Source organism: Desulfoluna spongiiphila, from assembly GCF_900101345.1.
GTDB lineage: Bacteria > Desulfobacterota > Desulfobacteria > Desulfobacterales > Desulfolunaceae > Desulfoluna > Desulfoluna spongiiphila.
Map to the genome: position 1 here is coordinate 70650 of NZ_FMUX01000008.1, position 18282 is coordinate 88931.

Genomic DNA, 18282 nt, shown 5'->3' on the forward strand with positions numbered 1-18282 from the left:
GCTCATACCCATAGTTCAAAAGTAAATGTTCATGAAGTTCCCGGATATTGGAAGGCCGTTTTTGCTCTGTAGCTTCATCTATCCACGCTGAAATATATAGTGGTCAACAAAAAACGGACACCCCAATTAAGCGGCAAGCTTTAAAGGCTCTGCCTCATACTCCATTGGGCTTACGTAACCCAATGTTGAATGTAACCGGCTTGAATTATACCACGCAATGTAGTCGAGCACTTCCAACCTTGCCTGGTCTCTTGTTTCAAAACGGCAAAAGCTGAGCCTTTCTGATTTAAGGCTGCGGAAGAAGCGTTCTACAGGGGCATTATCCCAGCAATTACCCTTTCGGCTCATGCTGCATACCATTTGATATTTATCGAGCCGTTCTTGATATTTTTTGCAGGCATATTGAGAGCCTCTGTCTGAGTGGTGGAGCAAACCAGGAGCAGGCTGCCGTCTCCACCAAGCCATATCAAGAGCATAAAGAACGAGGCGTTTTGTCATTCTTGCTCCAATGTTCCAGCCGACTATTTGTCGGGAATAAAGATCCATAACAATAGCCAGGTATGCCCAGCCCTCAAGCGTCCATATATATGTGATATCAGTCGCCCATACTTTATTATAACTTGAAGGGTTGAACTGTCGGTCAAGGAGGTTCTTGGCGACAGGATATTTGTGATTACTGTTCGTTGTGACTCGGTATTTTTTGGAGATTTTGGGTTTTAAACCAAGCTTCTTCATCAACCTACGGACCTTGTAGCGACCGATTTTGTAACCTTTTTTCAGGAGTTCTTTCCGTACCCGTCTGTTGCCATAGGCGTGACTTGATTCGTCAAAAATACGTTGAGTAGCGTCCTCCAGCTCTTTTTCTGTCTGATCTGGAGGCCTCAGCAGGCGTTTGAGATAGTCGTAAAAACCGCTCAGGCTTGCGCCTATGACCCGACAAAGTATGGCAACAGGAAAGGCCTTCATTTGCTGCCGGATGAAGTCGAATTTTAATTCACTTCTTTCGCAAAGAAGGCCGCCGCCTTTTTTAGGATTTCACGTTCCATTTCAAGGCGTTTATTCTCAGCTTTCAGCAGACGGATTTCATCTTTCAATTGTTTGGTTGTGGGGTGGCCTGCTTCAAGGGCCGCTTCGTCGTCCCTCGATTCTCGTAGCCATCTGGCTAACATGGAAGAGCCTATTCCAAGACGCCGTGCGGCTTCATTGCAACTGTATTCGTTTTTGGCAACAAGATCGATTGCATCTTTCTTGAATTCAGGGGTATACGTTCTTCTTTTACGCTTGGTGCTCATGGAAACCTCGCTTTTTGTTTGGGTGTGTTTTAGCAAGGTGTCCGCTCGATGTATACCACTTCAGGTCGCCATTTTGATTCATGGGCACAGTTAGAAGCCCATCTATACTGGTGGATGCGGAAGGTCGCCGATATACGCATTCATGGCACCACCGGAGAGAGACCGATCGATCGGTTCAAGAGAGAGGAAGCGCAAGTCCTTAAGCCGTTAGAAGGCAAGAAAGCAACATGCTCATGGAAACCTCGCTTTTTGTTTGGGTGTGTTTTAGCAAGGTGTCCGCTCGATGTATACCACTTCACTATGTAGAGCGGCGGAGGATACGCACTGTCATTCAGGATTTGATTTACATGGCAGGGCGATTAATCCACACAGGTCGTAAGTCATTTATCTCCTTTGGCCGAATCAATCCCGTATCGGGGTTGATGGACTGGATCCTTCGTCGTATCGAAGCGGTATTCTTGCCTACTTGATAGCAAGGTCTTGAAACGTTTTTTTCTTGCATGAGCAGAGACAGGTGAGCTGTATATTTTTGCAAATAGCTCCTGGTTTTTTGCTCATACAAAGGATCGAGAAACGCTTTGAAACAGATTATTCTTTTTTAAAATTGCTTTGGCTATAGGCCGATATTGATACAACCAAACTGATTCGGCAATATGCAAAATAGTGACCACGGATTCAGGTACTAATTTGTGGGCGGCAGGCGTAAAGCGTACACGCATATCTTCCTGCTAATTTTCAGGCGGGGGTGGTTGGATGGATGCCGCTGAATCTGAATGATCTAAGGCGCTCAACAACACGATATTTGACAAATATAGAGAAAAATAGTGCATTCGCCAAGAAAAAAGAAGGCTGTCTGTGAAAGGATTTGTGAAAAGCTGGGGACATGTATCGCGGAGGCCCAGGTCGTCGGGGAAGCACTGGTGGCGTTGTGGGAAAAGGAAGGGGGCAACCCGGTAGTGTCATGGGTTTCACGAAACTAAAAAACGGTTGTCTCCCGTTTTTTTGGCGGGAGAGCAACCGTTTTTCACATGGTCCGGCGGCTCCGATGACCGAAGCCGAAATGTCCTATCTAGGACTCGTCGTCCTCATCATCCTCTTTGGACGCAAAGGGGTTGTCCAGCAGGAGCATGGCGATACCGGCCTGAAAGGTCCCTATGATTCCTGCAATGAGGGCGCCGCCCCAAAGGGCGAAAAACCCGTTGACGCGGGCGTTGGAAGGATCACTGGGGTCGTAGAGAAGTTCAACTTTCTCGCCGTAAGCATACTCCTGGGCGGAGCTGCCTGATTTGGCATGGTGGGTGATGTTCTGGCCGTCCCTGGTGGTGAAGGTCAATACAGGGTGGTAGTAGGTGGTTCCATCGGATCTGCTGGTGGTGTAATCCACCACCTCCCCGTAGGTGTACTCGGCGCTCTTTGTGAGGTGCCTGGTTTCAAAAAATAACTTCTGAGAAAAATAGAGCAGGAAAACCCCGAAGATAAGCACGGGGATCATCACCAGTCGTGTCATGGTTTCACCATCCGATAAGAAACAGATTGAAAAAGGCCTGAACCGGAGCTGCCCCATGAAGGGGCAGCTGTCTTCTGCGCAATGAAGGAAAGGCGTCCCGTCACCCGGCATTTATACCCTATGCCCTGTTTGTCCTGGGACCTGATTTGCCTATCATCTCCTTTCCCCCCACAATGGTCTTCACCACAGAGGCTCTCAGCACCGCCTTTTCCGGTTCGTCAAAGGCATCGTCAAAGATGGTCAGATCCGCCCACTTACCCGGCGCGATGATGCCTGCCTTGTCTTCGACCCCAGCGGTCCAGGCCGCGGTTTTCGTGTAGCCGTCGATGGCTTCCCAGAAGCTAAGGGCCTCTTCGGGAAACCAGCCACCGGTGGGCTTGTCCTCGGCGTCGGTGCGGAACATGGCCGCGCGGATTCCGATCATGGGGTCGTTGGACTCCACGGGGACATCGGAGCCGAACTGCATGCGGATACCTGCCTCCTGAATGCGTTTCCAGGTGTAGGCATGGCGGCAACGGGGAAGGCCCCATTTGGCTTCGGCGGTCTTCCAGTCCGTGGGGAGAAACCCGGGCTGTACCGAGGCGGTGACATCCATCTCTTTGAATCGATTCAGGTCTTCGTCGGTAACCCGCTGGACGTGTTCGATGCGATCACGCCGAGCGCCGGGGTATTGCTCGCGCATGGCTGCAAATCCGTCGAGGGCGGTGGAGACGGCCCGGTCCCCGATGGCGTGGATGGCCACACTGCGACCGGTCTTGTAGGCCATCTCGATCTGGGCGAGAAGCTCCTCATTGGTAAGGCAGGCCAGGCCACAGCACCCCGGAGAGCCCTCGTAGGCCTCGAACATCCAGGCGGTTTCCGCGCCCAAAGAGCCGTCCATGAAGAGCTTGACATGGGTATGCCAGAGGTGCTCGCTGCCCGAGCCCGCGATGATGCCCAGGCCGTCGGCCTTTTCCAGATCTTCCGGGGGCAACAGGTGGCAGACGCGGAGCTTGAGCTTGCCCTCTTTTTCCAACTCGGCGTAGGCCAGGTAGTCGTCGAGCTCTTCGCAGACGTGGGTGCCGGTGAGGCCGAAGGCCAGGGTGCGCTCCTGGGCTTCCAGGATGGCGGCCTTTCTCTCCTCGTGGGTGACGGGGGGGATGTGATCCCGGATCACCTCCAGGCACTCGCGGACAATGCCCGTGGGCACGCCATGCGCGTCCCGGTCGATCTGTCCCCCTTCGGGGGTGACGGTCTCTTTGGTCACCCCGGCCATCTCCAGGGCTTTTTCGTTGACCCAGATCAGGTGGCCACAGGCCCGGGTCATCACCACGGGATGGTTGGGGGAGATGTCGTCAAGATCAGCGCGGGTGGGCTCCCGCTGTTCCTCCCAGAAATGATGGTTCCAACCCCGCCCGATGATCCAGGTGCCGGGCTCGGCCTGGGCAACGGCCTCTGAAATGGCTTTCCTGCAGGCGGCAAGGGAGGGCAAGCCCACCAGGTTGACGCGGGTGAGGGTCAGGCCGTAGCTGGCGAGATGGGAGTGGGCGTCCACGAGCCCGGGAACCACGAGGTGGCCGGAGAGGGAGGAGACAGTGGTGTCCGGTGTGACCCGGGACATGATCTCTTTGGTGGTACCCACAGCCGTGATGAGGCCGTCTTCCATCAAAAGAGCTTCTGCAAAGGGGGCATCGGTTACCCCCGTGTAAATCCTGGTCGATACAATGGCGCGTTTCATGTTGCCTCCGGCGGGTCGCTTTTTGAAAAAAGCTCCGCAAAAACGTTTCAGTTGCAACAGCCCTTCCCTTCAGCTCCACGGAGTTGAAGGGAAGGGCTGCTGCAGAATCGCTGAGTCGAAAAAGGGCAAGCGACCCAAAATGATTTTAAAACCTGTTTGTCAAACCCAGCCCTTAAGCATTGGCAAACGTTTGGCCCCGGCAGGGTGCATTGCTATAATTTATGCGGATCCAGAAGATCCCGCAAGCCGTCGCCCAGAAGGTTGAACCCCAGGACCGTGACGAAAATGGCCAGGCCCGGATAGATGGAGATCCAGGGAGCCGTGAAGAACTCTTCCCGGGCGTTGGAGAGCATCCCGCCCCAGCTCGGGGTGGGGGGCTGTGTGCCGAGGCCGAGAAAAGAGAGGGATGCCTCCGTCAGGATAGCGTAGGCAATGCCCAGGGTGGCAATGACGAGAATCGGCCCCACCACGTTGGGGAGGATCTGGCCGAACATGATGCGCCACTTGCCGTAGCCCAGGGCTTCGGCGGCCCGGACGTATTCGATGCGCTTGGCCGAGAGCACCTGGGACCTTGTGATCCGGCAGGTAAAGGACCAGTTGGTAAACCCCAGGGCGATATAAACGTTCACCAGCCCCGGGCCCAGAAGGGCCATGATGGCCAGGGCAAAGATCATGGAAGGGATGGAGAGCATGATGTTGGTCAGGCCCATGACCAGGTCGTCCCACCAGGTGCCGAAGTACCCGGCGGTGACCCCCAGGAACACGCCGATGAGGGTGTTGATGAGCTGGCTCACCAGCCCCACGGACAGGGAGATCCGCGAGCCGTAGATCACCCGGGAGAGGACATCGCGTCCCTGGGTGTCCGTGCCGCAGAGGTAGTCGCTGGACGGAGGCTCTTCCGAGACCATGAGGTCCGCGTCGTTGACGGGGTGATAGGGAGCAAGAAGGGGTGCGAACACCGCCATGCCGATGACCAGGGCGGTCAGGACCGCGCCGATGATCAGGTTGCTTTTGCCTTTGAGTGCCGCTTTGGAAAATGCCATCAGTATTCAATCCTCGGATCCACCACCGAATAGAGAAGATCCACCACAAGGTTCACGATGAGAAAGACAAGGATCATCACCAGGATACACCCCTGGGTGACGGGGATGTCCCGCTGAAAGATGGAGTCCACCAGAAGGGAGCCCAGGCCCGGCCAGGAGAAAAGCTTCTCCACGATTACCGTCTGGCCGATGAGGGCGCCGAACTGAAGGCCTGCCGTGGTCAGAACCAGCACCATGGTGTTTCGCATGACGTGGCGCCAGTTGACCAGGAGTTCGGAGAGACCCTTGGCCCGTGCGGTGCGGATGTAATCTTTGTGCAGCACTTCAAGGACGGCGGCCCGGGTGGCCCGGGCGAGAAGGGCGGTGTAGCCGATGCCCAGGGTGATGGCGGGCATGATGAGGTTGGCGAATTTACCGTGGCCGTAGCCCGAGGAGGGGAGCCAGCCCAGGACAACGGAAAAGAGGTACATCAAAAGGAGCCCCAGCCAGAACTGGGGGAGCGACACCCCGGAGACCGCGCCTATCATGGAGGCCGAGTCCAGAAGGGTCCCCCGCTTGAGGGCCGAGATAAAGCCTAAGGGGATGCCGATGCCAACGGAGATGAGAAGGGCCGCGATGGAGAGGCGCAGGGTGGGCCAGATGCGCTCTCCCACCAGCTTGTTCACCGGCTCCCGTCGCAGAAACGAGGTGCCCAGGTCTCCCTGGACGAGCCCTTTGAGATAGATAAAATAACGGGTGTGCACCGGTTTGTCGATTCCCCACTCTTTCTTGAGCTGCTCAACGATCCGGGGGTCCGGTGCCTTGCGCTGGTCGCCTGCCATGAGGGCGGCGTTCCCCGGCAAGAGGTTGAGCAGCACGAACATGATCACCGAAATGATCAGGATCGTGGGGATGAATTGTAAAATACGGCGAAAAGCGTAAGCTCTCATACGTTGAACAACCTGGGATAAAAAATGGATGGTGCCGAAAAGCGTATCAATGGCCCCGCCGGCATGCCGGCAGGGCCATTGGTGCCTTGCATGGGGCGTGTTCCGCCGATGCAGGGCCTTTCCGAAAAATTGTGATGTAACAAAACCCGTGGTACTTGCTCACCGGCGCAACCACAGAGCCGCCGGAGTGCGGCACGGCTCTGTCGTTGATGTGTGACCCAGGGGCTTTTTGTTTCAATCCTTACGGACGCAGGCTCTTACTTTCGCGGAGAGCTGTCGTCGAGTTTCAGGTTGGTGAAGTCCTGAAGCATCATCTCAATGGCCACGGGCTTGATGCCGTGGACCCAGGGATGGTAGGCGATGATGGCCTTGTTGTAGTTAAAGAACCAGAAGGGGGCGTCCTCAAAGAGGATGCGGTTGGCCTTCTTGACCCACTCGATTCTCTCGGCCTCGGAGGAGGCGGCGGCAGCTTTGTCCAGGGCCTTGTCGTAATCGGCGTTGGCATAGGCGGTGTAGTTGCCTGCGGACCTCGGGGTGGTGGAGCGGAAGCGGTTCAGGGTCTCCAGGGGATCGGGACCGGACTCGATGGACCAGATAAAGGCGTCGAATTTGCCGGTACGGCAGCGCTCGCCCAGGGCGGCGCCTTCGAGCTGCTGGGGCTTGATGGTGATGTTGATGCGTTTCATGAAGGGAATCAGGGATTCCACGATGCCCACGCCCCAGCTCTTGTTGGCTGTTGCGATGCACTCGAAGGTGAACCCGTCTTCGTAGCCCGCCTCTTTCATCAGCTCTTTGGCCCTGGCCAGGTTGTACTCGTAGCCCTTCATGGCCTTTTCATAGGCGGGGGAGCTGGTGGGCAGGTAACCGGTGGCGGGAACCGCCTTGTTCTTGAGGAGCTTTTTGATGATAAGCTCGGCGTTGATGGCGTGGTTGATGGCCTGGCGCACGCGCTTGTCGGCAAAGGGCTTGAACTCGGAGTTGAAACCGATGATGCGGGTGTACATCTCGGCCACCTCGATCATGTGGTCCTTGATCTCGGGATCGCGCTGGTAGATGGGGTACTGGGAGGCACCCACGATGTTGGCGTCGAGCTCGCCTGCACGGAAAGCGATGTCACGGGCCGCGCCTTCGGGCATGATCTTGTAGACCAGCTTGTCGATGTAGGGCTTGCCGGGTTCAAAGTAGCCGTCGAATTTTTCGAGGATCACTTCGCTGCCGCGCACCCACTTGACGAATTTGAAGGGGCCGCATCCCACGGGATTGGTTGAAAATGCAGCCTCTTTGCCTTCAATGGCCTCACGGGGGACGATGGCCGTCTCCACCTTGCAGAGGGAGTACCCGATGGCAACGGGGTGCTTCAAGGTCATCTTGACGGTGTAATCATCAACCTTTGAAAGGCCGGTGATGGTCTTGGCCTTGCCTGCGATGACAGCCTCGGCCCCGTCGATGTTGGCGATGTAGCTGGCCGCGGAAGAGGTGGTCTCGGGCTGGGCGATGCGGTTGTAGCTCCAGATGACGTCATCGGCGGTGAGGGTGCGGCCGTTGTGGAACTTGACGTTCTTGCGGAGGGTGAAGGTGTAGGTCTTGCCGTCGGCGGAGACCTTGACGTCGGTGGCGAGATCAAGAACCGGCTTGCTCTGGTCCGCATCCCACTTGTAGAGGCTGCGGTTGATGTTCAGGCCGACGATGTAGTCCTGGGTACGCGAGGTTTTGTGCATATCAAGGGAAAAAAGGTCCCCTCCGTAGGGCGCGCAGAATACAAAGGTCCCGCCGGAAGAGGCCGTCGCCCCACCCGCCGTCACCAGAAGAGCCGTCACCGCGGCGAGCAGCAACATTCCAATCTTCTTCATCAAAACGATCCTCCTGATTTACTGTGACTGATTATACAAAAATAATTTTTGTGAGAACTAAAAATAGAACCACACGATCAATTGGCTGTCAATAAGTTATCATAAATCTGAATTTATGTTCCCTGCACAGGAATATAAAATGAGAAAAGCCTCTCTTGGCCAACTGTTTAGGGGTGATACAGATTATTAACAGTTGAACGGGTCATGATTTGCTGGTATTAATTTTTGCTCAATTTTCATTCAATCAGGGGTACCATGCAAAACGATTATTTATTGGAAGTGAAGAACCTCACCACGCGTTTTCACACCCAGCGGGGTGTGGCCCACGCGGTGAACGGTGTCTCTTTCGGGATGTATCCCGGGGAGATCCTGGGAGTGGTGGGGGAGTCCGGCTGCGGCAAGAGCGTGACCGCCCAGTCCATCATGCGGCTTATTCCGGAACCACCGGGACGCATTGAGAGCGGCGAGATCCTCTACGACGGCAAAGACATCGTCTCTCTGTCTACCCGACAGATGCGCAAAATTCGCGGCGATCGCATTTCCATGATCTTTCAGGAGCCCATGACCTCCCTCAACCCGGTGAAAACCGTGGGCAGGCAGATCGGCGAGGTCTACGCCCTCCATCGCGGGGTATCCAAGAAAGAGAGCATGCAAAAGGCGGTGGAGATGCTGGAAAAAGTCCAGGTGCCGGAGCCCGCACGGCGGGTCAAGGAATATCCCCACCAGCTCTCCGGCGGCATGAGGCAAAGGGTGATGATCGCCATGGCCCTTGCCTGCGATCCGGAGATCCTCATCGCCGATGAGCCCACCACGGCCCTGGATGTTACGGTCCAGGCCCAGATCATGGACCTCATGCTCAAGCTTCAGGCAAAGCAGAAGACCTCCATCATGATGATCACCCACGACCTGGGTATCATCGCGGAGATGGCCAACCGGGTCATTGTGATGTACGCGGGCCGCATCGTGGAGTCCGCTCCCACGCGCCCCCTGTTTCGCGAAACCGGGCACCCGTACACCAAAGGGCTCATGAACTCGGTACCCGTCATCGGCTCAAAAGACGCCGACGGCAACAGCCGCCTCACGGAGATCACCGGCATGGTGCCCAGCCTTTACGATCTTCCCCAAGGGTGCAGCTTCGCCCCCCGGTGCCCCCACCGAAATGAGCGCTGCCAAAACGAACTGCCGCCCCTGTTCCAGGTGTCACCGGGCCACGAGGTGCGATGCTGGATGTGTGAATCGGCCAGCGTGAAAGGAGCCGCCGCGTGACAAACCTTCTGAGCGTTGAAAACCTGAAAGTCCATTTTCCCGTCAAAGGCGGCTTTTGCGGCTGCAAAGACGTGGTCCACGCCGTGGACGGCGTCAACCTCACCCTGGGAAGGGGTGAAACCCTGGGCATTGTCGGCGAATCCGGGTGCGGTAAAACCACCACGGGCCTGGCCGCCATGAAGCTCATCGAAAAAACCGACGGAAAGCTCCTGTTCAACGGCACCGATCTCGACAGCCTCACCCCGCCTGAGATGCGCCGCACCCGCCAGAAGATGCAGATGATCTTCCAGGACCCGTTCTCCTCGCTCAACCCGCGCATGACCGTCAACCGGGCCATCGGAGAACCCATGAAGGTCCATGGCATGGGCAGCGAGTCCGAACGAAGCGACCGCACCGCCTGGCTCCTGAAAAAAGTGGGCCTCTCCCCGGAGCAGGGCAACCGCTACCCCCACGAGTTCTCCGGCGGCCAGCGTCAGCGCATCGGCATCGCCCGGGCCCTGGCCCTGAACCCCATGATGATCATCGGGGACGAGCCCGTCTCCGCCCTTGATGTCTCCATCCAGGCCCAGATCATCAACCTGCTCATCGACATCCAGGAAGAGTTCAACCTCTCGTACATCATCATCTCCCATGACCTGGCCGTGGTGGAGCATATCTGCGACCGCATCGCCGTCATGTACTTGGGAAAGGTGGTGGAAGAGGGCACCTGCGAGGAGGTCTACGCCAACCCGAAGCACCCCTACACCAAGGCGCTCCTCTCGGCCATTCCCCACCCCGACCCGGACAGACCCCGGGACCGCATCATCCTCTCCGGCGACGTGCCGAGCCCCATCCACCCGCCCAAAGGATGCAGCTTCCACCCCCGTTGCCCCAACCGTCAGGAAGGGTGCGACCTGGTGGAACCTGAGCTGGAAACAAAAGAGGCAGGCCGCAAGGCGGCCTGCCACTACTGCTGATATAAAAAAACCTCGCCCCATGCCCTTCGCCACAGAAGGGCATGGGGTTTCAAGATGCCTCCGCCGGCACTGCCTGGGGCCAACCTTTTTAAACGTTAGATAAACAATTCAGTTTAAACTGAATCAAAGGCGCATGTGATTTTCCCTGAGGAACGAAGGGGAAAGCGCATTCGCAACCTGCTTTCAAGATGGCACACCTTGCCGCCGGAGGCGTGGTTCACCGGACTTTAACCATGGAAGGCTGCTTTCCCCTTCGCTCCCATGGTCGCGACGGCCGAAAGCCCGCCCGCCATCATCTCCCCTCGGTCACCAGACACCTGCACAAAGGGAATCCCGTACTCAATCTCCATCATGAGGGCCAGCTGAAGCATGGCCCCGCCGCCCACCACAAGGTTCAGGGCGACGCCGTGGCTGCGCCGGATGTCCGCTACGCAGCTGCACCCGGGAAGCATCGCCACCACCTCCGTGCCCCGTTCCAGAAAAAGTCTCTTAAGTGCCCCTGCAACACCCCTTGCATGGGACGCGGCCAGTATGTTGACGCTCCCGGGGGAGATCCCCTCGGTGGAGCCTGTCCCCATGAGCCGGAACAGGGCTTCACAGGCCGCCCGGCCACCGTCCTTGCGTGTTCCCCCGGGCCCTTCCGAATGGACGGGAATCACCGGGATCCCCGTCTCTTCTTCCACCCGGCTGCACACCGCGTCCACCTCATCGCCCAGGCGCTCCCCCTTGCCTTTGGGGTAGACAAAGGCCGCCGCCGGATGGTGCCCGTCGATGAGATCCGTCAAGCCCCGGTAGAGGCGCCTTCGTCCCTGGGAGAGCCCACGCACACCTTCCAAATGCACCGAAAGGGCAGGGCGCTTTGTTTTCGATTCAACAGGGGGTTTCCCATGGGTCTTCCACGGACAGGCCGCGTGTCCGTTGTCACCGTAGACCAGATGCAGGGCATCGGTGACAGGGGAGAGGACGGTTCCTGGTTCGCAGCAGTGGGGGATACGTGGGGTATGCATGGAAAACTCCTTTCGTACGGAGGCTCCGGCGGTGCTGGGTGGCTACCGCCGGAAGCCGGTTTTACGTGGGTATGGTTGAGGTTAGTGGGCCGGTTCGGGCGGCCGTTTAAGGGCAACGGCTTCGCCCATGCCGCCTGCGGCTTTCGGTGACCCGCCGCCACCGCCGTAGTTGAACACTTCAAAGTTGGGGTAGGCGGTGCCGCCGTGTTCGCACAGGTCGAGCCCTTCCATCTCCTCTTCGGGGGAGACGCGGAGCCCCATGGTCTTTTCAAGGAGCTTGAAGAGGCCGAAGGCCGTGGGGAAGGTCCAGGCAAAGCAGGCCGCGATGCCGATGAGCTGGACGGTGACCACCGACATGGAGAATCCGCCCATGTCGAAAATCCCTGCAGCAAGGGTGCCCCAGGCGCCGCACACGCCGTGGACGGAGATGGCGCCCACGGGATCGTCAATGCGGCACTTGTCGAAGAAAAGGACGGAGAAGACCACCAGGACACCTGCGATGAGCCCGATAATGATGGCGCTAGTGGGGGTGACGTTGGCGCAGCCAGCGGTGATCCCCACCAGCCCGGCAAGGGCACCGTTGAGGCTCATGCCCACCTCGGGCTTGCCGAAGATGATCCAGGAGACGACCATGGCGGCAACGGACGCCGAGGCGGCCGACAGGTTCGTGTTGACAAAGATCATGGCAATGCTCTTGTCCGCTGTGGTGGTGGAGCCGGGGTTAAACCCGAACCATCCGAGCCACAGGATGAAAACGCCCAGGGCAGCCAGTCCGATGTTGTGTCCCAGGATCGGCTTGACTTTGCCGTCCTTGGTGTACTTGCCCATCCTCGGGCCAAGGACCATGGCCCCGGCCAGGGCGGCCCAGCCACCCACAGAGTGCACCACCGTAGATCCTGCGAAATCGATGAATCCCAGTTTTTCAAGCCATCCGCTCCCGTTGAGGAGCCCGCCCCAGGCCCAGCTTCCGAAGATGGGGTAGATGATGGCGCTGATGAGCACACTGTAAATAAGGTAGGCGGAAAACTTGGTCCGCTCGGCCATGGCTCCGGAGACAATGGTGGCCGCCGTGGCCGCAAACACCACCTGGAACATCCAGAAGGCCAGAATCCAGGGATCTCCCCCGGGGGTGTAGTCGCTCAAAAAGAAGCCCGAGGTGCCGATGAACCCGCCCTTGCTGACCCCGAACATCAACCCGAATCCCACGGCCCAGTAAGCCAGGGAGCCCATGGAAAAATCCATGAGGTTTTTCATCATGATGTTGATGACGTTTTTCGCGCGGGTAAACCCGGCTTCCACCAGGGCGAAGCCTGCCTGCATGAAAAAGACGAGGCACGCCGCCACCAGGGTCCAGACAAAGTTGGCATGCTCCTGGACCAGGGCAATGGCATCCCGGTTGGTCAGGGCCGTGGGGGTGTCGTCCCCGGCCCAGGCTGACGAAGCTGCGACCAGCAGCGCGGTGAATGTGATGAGTCTTTTTTTCATCTCTCTTTTTCCTTAGCGTTTATGGGTGATGGTCGATACGATGGCATATGGTTACAAGGCTTCCCGGCCGCACTCACCGGTACGGATCCGCACCGCCTGATCCACGGGCAGGACAAAGACCTTGCCGTCCCCGATGTTGCCCGTGCCTGCCTTTTCCTCAATGACGGAGAGCACCTTTTCAAGAACGGCGAGCTCGACGACGATCTCGATCTTGATCTTCGGGATAAAGTCCACCTGGTACTCAGCACCCCTGAAAATCTCGGTATGGCCTTTTTGCCTTCCGAACCCCCGGACTTCGCTGACGGTCATCCCGCTGATGCCGATCTCGTTCAGCGCATCTTTCACCTCGTCCAGCCGGGACGGCTTGATGATTGCTTCGATTTTTCGCATGAAAATCTCCTTTTTTGTCGTGGAATCCTGCCTCTGTAATGTTGAAGGGTAGATAGTGCAACGCGTATGCCAGAATGACCACATTTGGCATTTAAAGCACCATAGAAGCTTAAAAAACAGACGATTACATCATAATACCCCAGAAAGAATACGTACTTCAGAGCTCTCACCACGCCACACACCACAACATTTTTGTATTTTAAAAAACGAAAAACCACACATTTGTCATATCTACCTGTCGCCATGTTATTCGCCGCTCCGTCGCCCCATCGTCCCCTGTGTCACCGTACCCCTTTTCAAATCTGTTATTTTCCCAAGAACCCTATCCATCCTTGACATAAACAAAAAAACTGCTAAGTGTAGATAAATTGCGGCAAGAAGCCGTTGGTATTCGATTGACGTTTCGTTGTTCACATACCCGGTTATCCGGCGGTCCGCGGCCCACCATGAACCATGGGTCCACGCTCCCCGGATCCGTTATCCGCAACCCAAAGGCCACGAAGGCTCAAGCCATCTCAAAAGAGGTGGTTGAGCCTTTGTGGCCTTTTTTTATTTTCCGGACAGGAAAGGGCGTGCAGCCTGCCTGTCGGAGGGCATGTATGGAATACATGGAGACACAAGGGGGAAACGTCTCTCCCTTTGAGGGGCCAGGGCCTGTTGCCCGGTTGTACGGGGTAACCCTGGCACGACGGTCCCTTCTGTTTACGGGGCTGAGCATCGTGCTTCTCGGCCTTGGGGTCTGGGCCGTCACCGTGGGCTCGTACCACCTGACGATTTCCGCCGTTGTCCGAAGCCTCTTCGGCCTTGAGACAGGGACAGCCCGCATCGTGGTGTGGAGCATCCGGCTCCCGAGGATCACGGCGGCCGTGGTGGCCGGATGCGGCCTGGGACTCTCGGGGGTGGTCACCCAGAGCCTTCTCAAGAACCCATTGGCCTCGCCCTTTACCCTGGGCATCAATCAGGGAGCGGCCTGCGGCGCGGCGTTTGCCATCGTGGCCCTGGGGGCCGGAGGCCTGGAACAGGGAGCCCTGGCAGCCAGCGCTCCCCAGGCCTGGTCCCTTAACGGCATGTGCACCGTGACGCTTTGTGCCTTTTCAGGGGCCATGTCTGCCACGGTGGTGATTCTCATCCTGGCGCGCTTGCGCGGCATGTCCCCGGAATCCGTCATTCTCGCCGGCATCGCCCTGTCGGCCCTTTTCACCTCCGGCACCATTTTAATCCAGTACTTTGCCTCCGAGGTGGAGCTGGCAGCGGTTGTCTTCTGGACCTTTGGGGACGTGGCCCGTTCCAGCTGGCAGGAACTGGGGATCTTGGGGGGCGTGACCCTTGTCGTGCTTTTCTATTTCCTGATGAACCGGTGGAACCTAAATGCCCTGGCGGCCGGAGAAGACGAGGCCCAGGCCCTGGGGGTCAACGTCACCGGTCTTCGCCTTACCGGGATGATTCTTGCCACCCTGGTGGCCGCCCTGGTCACCGCGTTTCACGGCGTCATCGCGTTTTTGGGGCTCCTGGCACCCCACATCAGCCGCCGGTTGGTGGGGGGTGACCACAGGTTGCTTTTGCCCTTCTCCTGCCTCATCGGGGCCCTGCTGCTCCTGGCTGCGGACACGGCAGGGCGCCTGCTTGTGGGGTCCGGGGCTCTTCCCGTGGGGGTCCTGACCTCCTTTATGGGGGCTCCGCTTTTCCTTTTCCTTCTGATACGGGGGATGAACAGATGACATTTTTCGTGCAAGATCTCAGCTTTGGTTACGGCAGCGACCCGGTCTTCAGCGGCGTCGGTTTCGAGCTTCCCCCGGGATGTGTCTGCGGCGTCCTGGGTGTCAACGGAGCCGGAAAATCGACCCTGCTTAAATGCCTGATCCGGATCCTTACACCCTCCTGTGGCGAGGTGCACCTCAACGGCCGGGATCTCCGCCGGATGCCAAGGCGACAACTCTCCAGGCACGTGGCCTATGTCCCCCAGAGCTCCGGAGCGCAGCTCCTTTCCGTCTTCGACACCGTGCTTCTGGGGCGCAAGCCCTACATCACCTGGGCGCCGTCCCGGAAAGACCTGGCCATGGTGGAAAAGATCCTTGTCACCATGCATCTGGACCACCTGGCCCTGCGGCCCGCAGGTAGCTTAAGCGGTGGCGAGCTGCAGAAGGTCACGATTGCCCGCGCCCTGGCCCAGGAGCCCGAGCTCCTCCTCATGGACGAACCCACCAGCAGCCTGGATCTCAAAAATCAAATGGCGGTGATGGATCGTATGTCAGAGGTCGTGGCGAGCCAGGGGCTTACGGCCGTGGTCTCCATGCACGACCTGAACCTGGCCTTCCGCCATGCCGATTATTTTCTCCTGCTGAACAACGGCACCATGGAGGCCTTCTGTTCCCGCGACGAGGTCACCCCGGAGATGATCCGAAAGGTCTACGGGCTTCCCGTTGCCCTGGAACGCGTCCGGGGACACACCGTGGTGGTGCCCCTGGACAGCCACCAGGCTACCGTAGCCATGGGGCCGTCACTGGTCAAAGCCGGATAAGAGCCGGGCACGCCCCGGATTTCGTTGATCCTTTTTTCTCGCATACCCAAATTTAAGAAAGGGACCTGCTGTGTTTGCTACAGACGAACCGACCATCGACACGAAACATGAAGCTGAAGCACCCGGAGCCGATGCGCTCCACGGCCTGTTTTACCGGGCATCGCGCCATTACAAAGAGTTCTGTGCCATGACGGCTGCCCTTCGCCTGGGGATCTTTGATGCCCTGGAAGAGCCCCTTACCCTTGCCGGGCTTTGTGAGGCCTGCAAGGTGATGCCCCCTGCAACGGAGCACCTCGTTGAGCTCTTCTGCGAACTGGGGCTCCTCCACCGACGGGATGGCATGTACCGAAACACCCCCTTGAGTTCCCTCTACCTCGTCACCTCCTCCCCTTTGTTCCAAGGGGCGGTGATGCGGGACATCCAATACGGGTTTTCCCTTTGGGACCGGCTGGATCAGGTGCTCCGACAGGGCCCCATCGCCGTGGAGGAGGAGGCCTTTTTCGAAAACGGCCTGGTGGACTCCCTTGCGGCTGAAATTCTCTGCGGTGAGCTCCAGAAAACCGTTGAGGCCGTATCCGCAGTCCCGGCCTTTCAGCAGGCCCGGAGCCTGCTGGACTTAGGGGGCGGCCACGGGCTCTACGCCATTGCCCTGAGCCAAATGAATCCCGAACTTAAGGCCACGGTCTTCGATTTTCCGGACATCGCCCGAAAGGCCGAAGAGGTGATGGCGGCCCACGGCGCACACCGGGTCCGCTTCGTACCGGGCAACCTCTTCACCGACGACCTGGGAAGCGACCACGACGTCATCTTTCTCTCCTACAATCCAGGTGGAAAAAACCCGGCCCTCTTAAAACGGATCCACGACGCACTGAAGCCGGGAGGGCTTTTTGTCACCAAGCATGTCTATTACAAAAAAGGGGAGGGCTCCAAAGACCGGTTGCTCGACCTTGAATGGAGCCTCTCCGCCTTTAACGGGGTGAGCAAGGACAGCAACATCTACCGGTTTTCAGGAGATCTCTCCTGGGAGGCCCACCGCGACCTGCTGGAACGCCACTTCACCATCGAACAGATCCTGGAAGCCGACGCCTTCTCCGGGCACCCCCTGGCCAAATTCGGGGACAGGATGGACTCCAAGATGATTGTTGCCGTCAAGAAAAGGCAGGTCTCCTGATGAAGCGCTGTCTCCTGATTTTTTGCTTTCTGTGCCTTGGGGCGGCCCAAACGGCCATGGCCGAGTCCATCACGGTGCGCGATATGGCAGGACGGGACGTGACCGTTGCAGCACCCCCCAAACGCATTGTCTGCCTGGCCCCCGGCACCCTGCGCCTCATCATCTACCTGGAAGCCAAAGAGATGGTGGCGGGGGTGGAGGCCATTGAAAAACGATTTCCCACCACGCGGCCCTACTGGGTTGCCAACAGTGACCTGAAAAAGCGCCCCTCCGTGGGCCCGGGCGGGCCGGGGTCCATCAACAGCGAACCGGACCTTGAGGCCCTGCTCTCTGCGGCCCCGGACCTCATCTTCATCACCTATCTTGAAAAACGAAAAGCAGACAAACTCCAGGCCAAGCTCGGGATCCCCGTGGTGGTCCTCTCCTACGGCCCCTTCGGCCGGTTTGACGAGACCATGTACCGCTCCCTGCGCCTGGCCGGAAAGGTTCTGGCCAAAGAGAAAAGGGCAGACGAGGTCGTCGCCTTTATCGAAAATGCCAAAAAAGACCTCTCAAAAAGGGTGGAAAGCGAGGGGACCGGAGAAAAACCCGGGGTGTACGTGGGCGGTATCGGGTTCAAGGGAACCCAGGGCATCGGAAGCACGGAAACCTCCTACGCCCCCTTTGACTGGGTGGGGGCCAGAAACGTGGTGGCGGGCCAGGGCACCAACGGCCACCTCTTTGTGGGCAGGGAGACCCTCCTTGACCTGGACCCGGATATTCTCTTTATCGACGGCGGAGGCCGGGGAAACGTGGCCCGGGACATGCAGGCCAAACCCGCCTTTTACAAAGGCCTCTCCGCTTTCCGGAAAGGACGGGTCTACTCCCTCCACTCCTACAACTGGTACATGACCAACATCGGCACCGCCATGGGGGATGCCTACGCCATCGGAAAGATCCTCTACCCCCACCGGTTTGCCGACATCGACCCGGCAACCAAGGCCGACGAGATCTACAGCTTCCTCGTGGGAAAACCTGTGTATGGGCAAATGAAAACAGCCTACGGGCCCATGGGGGGCAAACTGAGCATAAAATAAGAAAGAGAGCCTCCGGCGGCCCTGCCGGGGGCCAACCTTTTAAAAAGGTTAATAAACAGGTTTAAAAAAAGGTCA

The 18282-nt window shown here is 57.9% G+C and carries 15 protein-coding genes; 6 read left to right on the forward strand and 9 right to left on the reverse strand.

Going from position 1 to position 18282, the window contains the following annotated elements; genetic code table 11:
* Window positions 1–126 precede the first annotated feature (126 nt).
* From BLQ12_RS12170 to BLQ12_RS12195, 6 genes are all read right to left on the reverse strand, one after another.
* Window positions 127–1292, reverse strand: a protein-coding gene (locus BLQ12_RS12170; protein WP_092210931.1) for an IS3 family transposase whose coding sequence is annotated in 2 segments (ribosomal slippage) — window positions 127–1007 and window positions 1007–1292 — 1167 coding nt in all. Because the reading frame shifts where the segments join, the coding sequence is not laid out codon by codon here.
* Between the two features lie 1069 nt (window positions 1293–2361).
* Complete coding sequence (locus tag BLQ12_RS12175) at window positions 2362–2799, reverse strand: DUF3592 domain-containing protein (protein ID WP_175469712.1); 438 nt, start codon at window positions 2797–2799, stop codon at window positions 2362–2364.
* 118 nt (window positions 2800–2917) lie between these two features.
* Window positions 2918–4516, reverse strand: a complete 1599-nt coding sequence (locus BLQ12_RS12180; protein ID WP_092210933.1) for an amidohydrolase — start codon at window positions 4514–4516, stop codon at window positions 2918–2920.
* A gap of 212 nt (window positions 4517–4728) precedes the next feature.
* A complete protein-coding gene (locus tag BLQ12_RS12185; protein ID WP_092210934.1) occupies window positions 4729–5559 on the reverse strand; it encodes an ABC transporter permease in 831 nt (276 codons plus the stop codon).
* Complete coding sequence (locus BLQ12_RS12190; protein WP_092210935.1) at window positions 5559–6488, reverse strand: ABC transporter permease; 930 nt, start codon at window positions 6486–6488, stop codon at window positions 5559–5561. The genes BLQ12_RS12185 and BLQ12_RS12190 overlap by 1 nt, the downstream gene beginning before the upstream one ends.
* Window positions 6489–6745: 257 nt before the next feature.
* Window positions 6746–8338 carry an ABC transporter substrate-binding protein gene (locus BLQ12_RS12195; RefSeq protein WP_092210936.1) on the reverse strand — a complete coding sequence of 531 codons (1593 nt, stop codon included), beginning with the start codon at window positions 8336–8338 and terminating at the stop codon, window positions 6746–6748.
* A gap of 255 nt (window positions 8339–8593) precedes the next feature.
* Between BLQ12_RS12195 and BLQ12_RS12200 the strand changes: the two genes are divergently transcribed.
* The gene (locus BLQ12_RS12200) at window positions 8594–9604 is read left to right on the forward strand and encodes an ABC transporter ATP-binding protein (protein ID WP_092210937.1); all 1011 of its coding nucleotides are present in this window, start codon (window positions 8594–8596) and stop codon (window positions 9602–9604) included.
* A complete protein-coding gene (locus tag BLQ12_RS12205; protein WP_092210938.1) occupies window positions 9601–10560 on the forward strand; it encodes an ABC transporter ATP-binding protein in 960 nt (319 codons plus the stop codon). Before BLQ12_RS12200 ends, BLQ12_RS12205 begins: the two co-directional genes overlap by 4 nt.
* Window positions 10561–10787: 227 nt before the next feature.
* On the opposite strand, the gene BLQ12_RS12210 is transcribed toward BLQ12_RS12205, so the two are convergent.
* The 3 genes from BLQ12_RS12210 to BLQ12_RS12220 all read right to left on the reverse strand — a co-directional run bounded on the left by BLQ12_RS12210 (window position 10788) and on the right by BLQ12_RS12220 (window position 13442).
* Entirely contained in the window at window positions 10788–11567 is a 780-nt protein-coding gene (locus tag BLQ12_RS12210) for a nitrogenase component 1 (protein WP_092210939.1), read from the reverse strand.
* A gap of 81 nt (window positions 11568–11648) precedes the next feature.
* A complete protein-coding gene (locus BLQ12_RS12215; protein WP_092210940.1) occupies window positions 11649–13052 on the reverse strand; it encodes an ammonium transporter in 1404 nt (467 codons plus the stop codon).
* A 51-nt stretch (window positions 13053–13103) separates the two neighbouring features.
* Entirely contained in the window at window positions 13104–13442 is a 339-nt protein-coding gene (locus tag BLQ12_RS12220; RefSeq protein WP_092210941.1) for a P-II family nitrogen regulator, read from the reverse strand.
* A gap of 599 nt (window positions 13443–14041) precedes the next feature.
* On the opposite strand from BLQ12_RS12220, the gene BLQ12_RS12225 reads away from it, so the two are divergent.
* The 4 genes from BLQ12_RS12225 (at window position 14042) to BLQ12_RS12240 (ending at window position 18207) form a co-directional block, all read left to right on the forward strand.
* On the forward strand, window positions 14042–15160 hold the full coding sequence (locus tag BLQ12_RS12225) for a FecCD family ABC transporter permease (RefSeq protein ID WP_226860219.1): 1119 nt from the start codon (window positions 14042–14044) through the stop codon (window positions 15158–15160).
* The gene (locus BLQ12_RS12230) at window positions 15157–15960 is read left to right on the forward strand and encodes an ABC transporter ATP-binding protein (RefSeq protein ID WP_092210942.1); all 804 of its coding nucleotides are present in this window, start codon (window positions 15157–15159) and stop codon (window positions 15958–15960) included. Before BLQ12_RS12225 ends, BLQ12_RS12230 begins: the two co-directional genes overlap by 4 nt.
* 70 nt (window positions 15961–16030) lie before the next feature.
* Complete coding sequence (locus BLQ12_RS12235) at window positions 16031–17131, forward strand: methyltransferase (RefSeq protein WP_092210943.1); 1101 nt, start codon at window positions 16031–16033, stop codon at window positions 17129–17131.
* A complete protein-coding gene (locus tag BLQ12_RS12240) occupies window positions 17131–18207 on the forward strand; it encodes an iron ABC transporter substrate-binding protein (RefSeq protein ID WP_092210944.1) in 1077 nt (358 codons plus the stop codon). The genes BLQ12_RS12235 and BLQ12_RS12240 overlap by 1 nt, the downstream gene beginning before the upstream one ends.
* Window positions 18208–18282: the final 75 nt, after the last annotated feature.

What these genes read in the sequence shown, in the direction of transcription:
- BLQ12_RS12175 (WP_175469712.1), bottom strand. Translation starts at nt 2,799, where the DNA reads ATGACACGACTGGTGATGATCCCCGTGCTTATCTTCGGGGTTTTCCTG.
- BLQ12_RS12180 (WP_092210933.1), bottom strand. Translation starts at nt 4,516, where the DNA reads ATGAAACGCGCCATTGTATCGACCAGGATTTACACGGGGGTAACCGAT.
- BLQ12_RS12185 (WP_092210934.1), bottom strand. Translation starts at nt 5,559, where the DNA reads ATGGCATTTTCCAAAGCGGCACTCAAAGGCAAAAGCAACCTGATCATC.
- BLQ12_RS12190 (WP_092210935.1), bottom strand. Translation starts at nt 6,488, where the DNA reads ATGAGAGCTTACGCTTTTCGCCGTATTTTACAATTCATCCCCACGATC.
- BLQ12_RS12195 (WP_092210936.1), bottom strand. Translation starts at nt 8,338, where the DNA reads ATGAAGAAGATTGGAATGTTGCTGCTCGCCGCGGTGACGGCTCTTCTG.
- BLQ12_RS12200 (WP_092210937.1), top strand. Translation starts at nt 8,594, where the DNA reads ATGCAAAACGATTATTTATTGGAAGTGAAGAACCTCACCACGCGTTTT.
- BLQ12_RS12210 (WP_092210939.1), bottom strand. Translation starts at nt 11,567, where the DNA reads ATGCATACCCCACGTATCCCCCACTGCTGCGAACCAGGAACCGTCCTC.
- BLQ12_RS12215 (WP_092210940.1), bottom strand. Translation starts at nt 13,052, where the DNA reads ATGAAAAAAAGACTCATCACATTCACCGCGCTGCTGGTCGCAGCTTCG.
- BLQ12_RS12220 (WP_092210941.1), bottom strand. Translation starts at nt 13,442, where the DNA reads ATGCGAAAAATCGAAGCAATCATCAAGCCGTCCCGGCTGGACGAGGTG.
- BLQ12_RS12225 (WP_226860219.1), top strand. Translation starts at nt 14,042, where the DNA reads ATGGAATACATGGAGACACAAGGGGGAAACGTCTCTCCCTTTGAGGGG.
- BLQ12_RS12230 (WP_092210942.1), top strand. Translation starts at nt 15,157, where the DNA reads ATGACATTTTTCGTGCAAGATCTCAGCTTTGGTTACGGCAGCGACCCG.
- BLQ12_RS12240 (WP_092210944.1), top strand. Translation starts at nt 17,131, where the DNA reads ATGAAGCGCTGTCTCCTGATTTTTTGCTTTCTGTGCCTTGGGGCGGCC.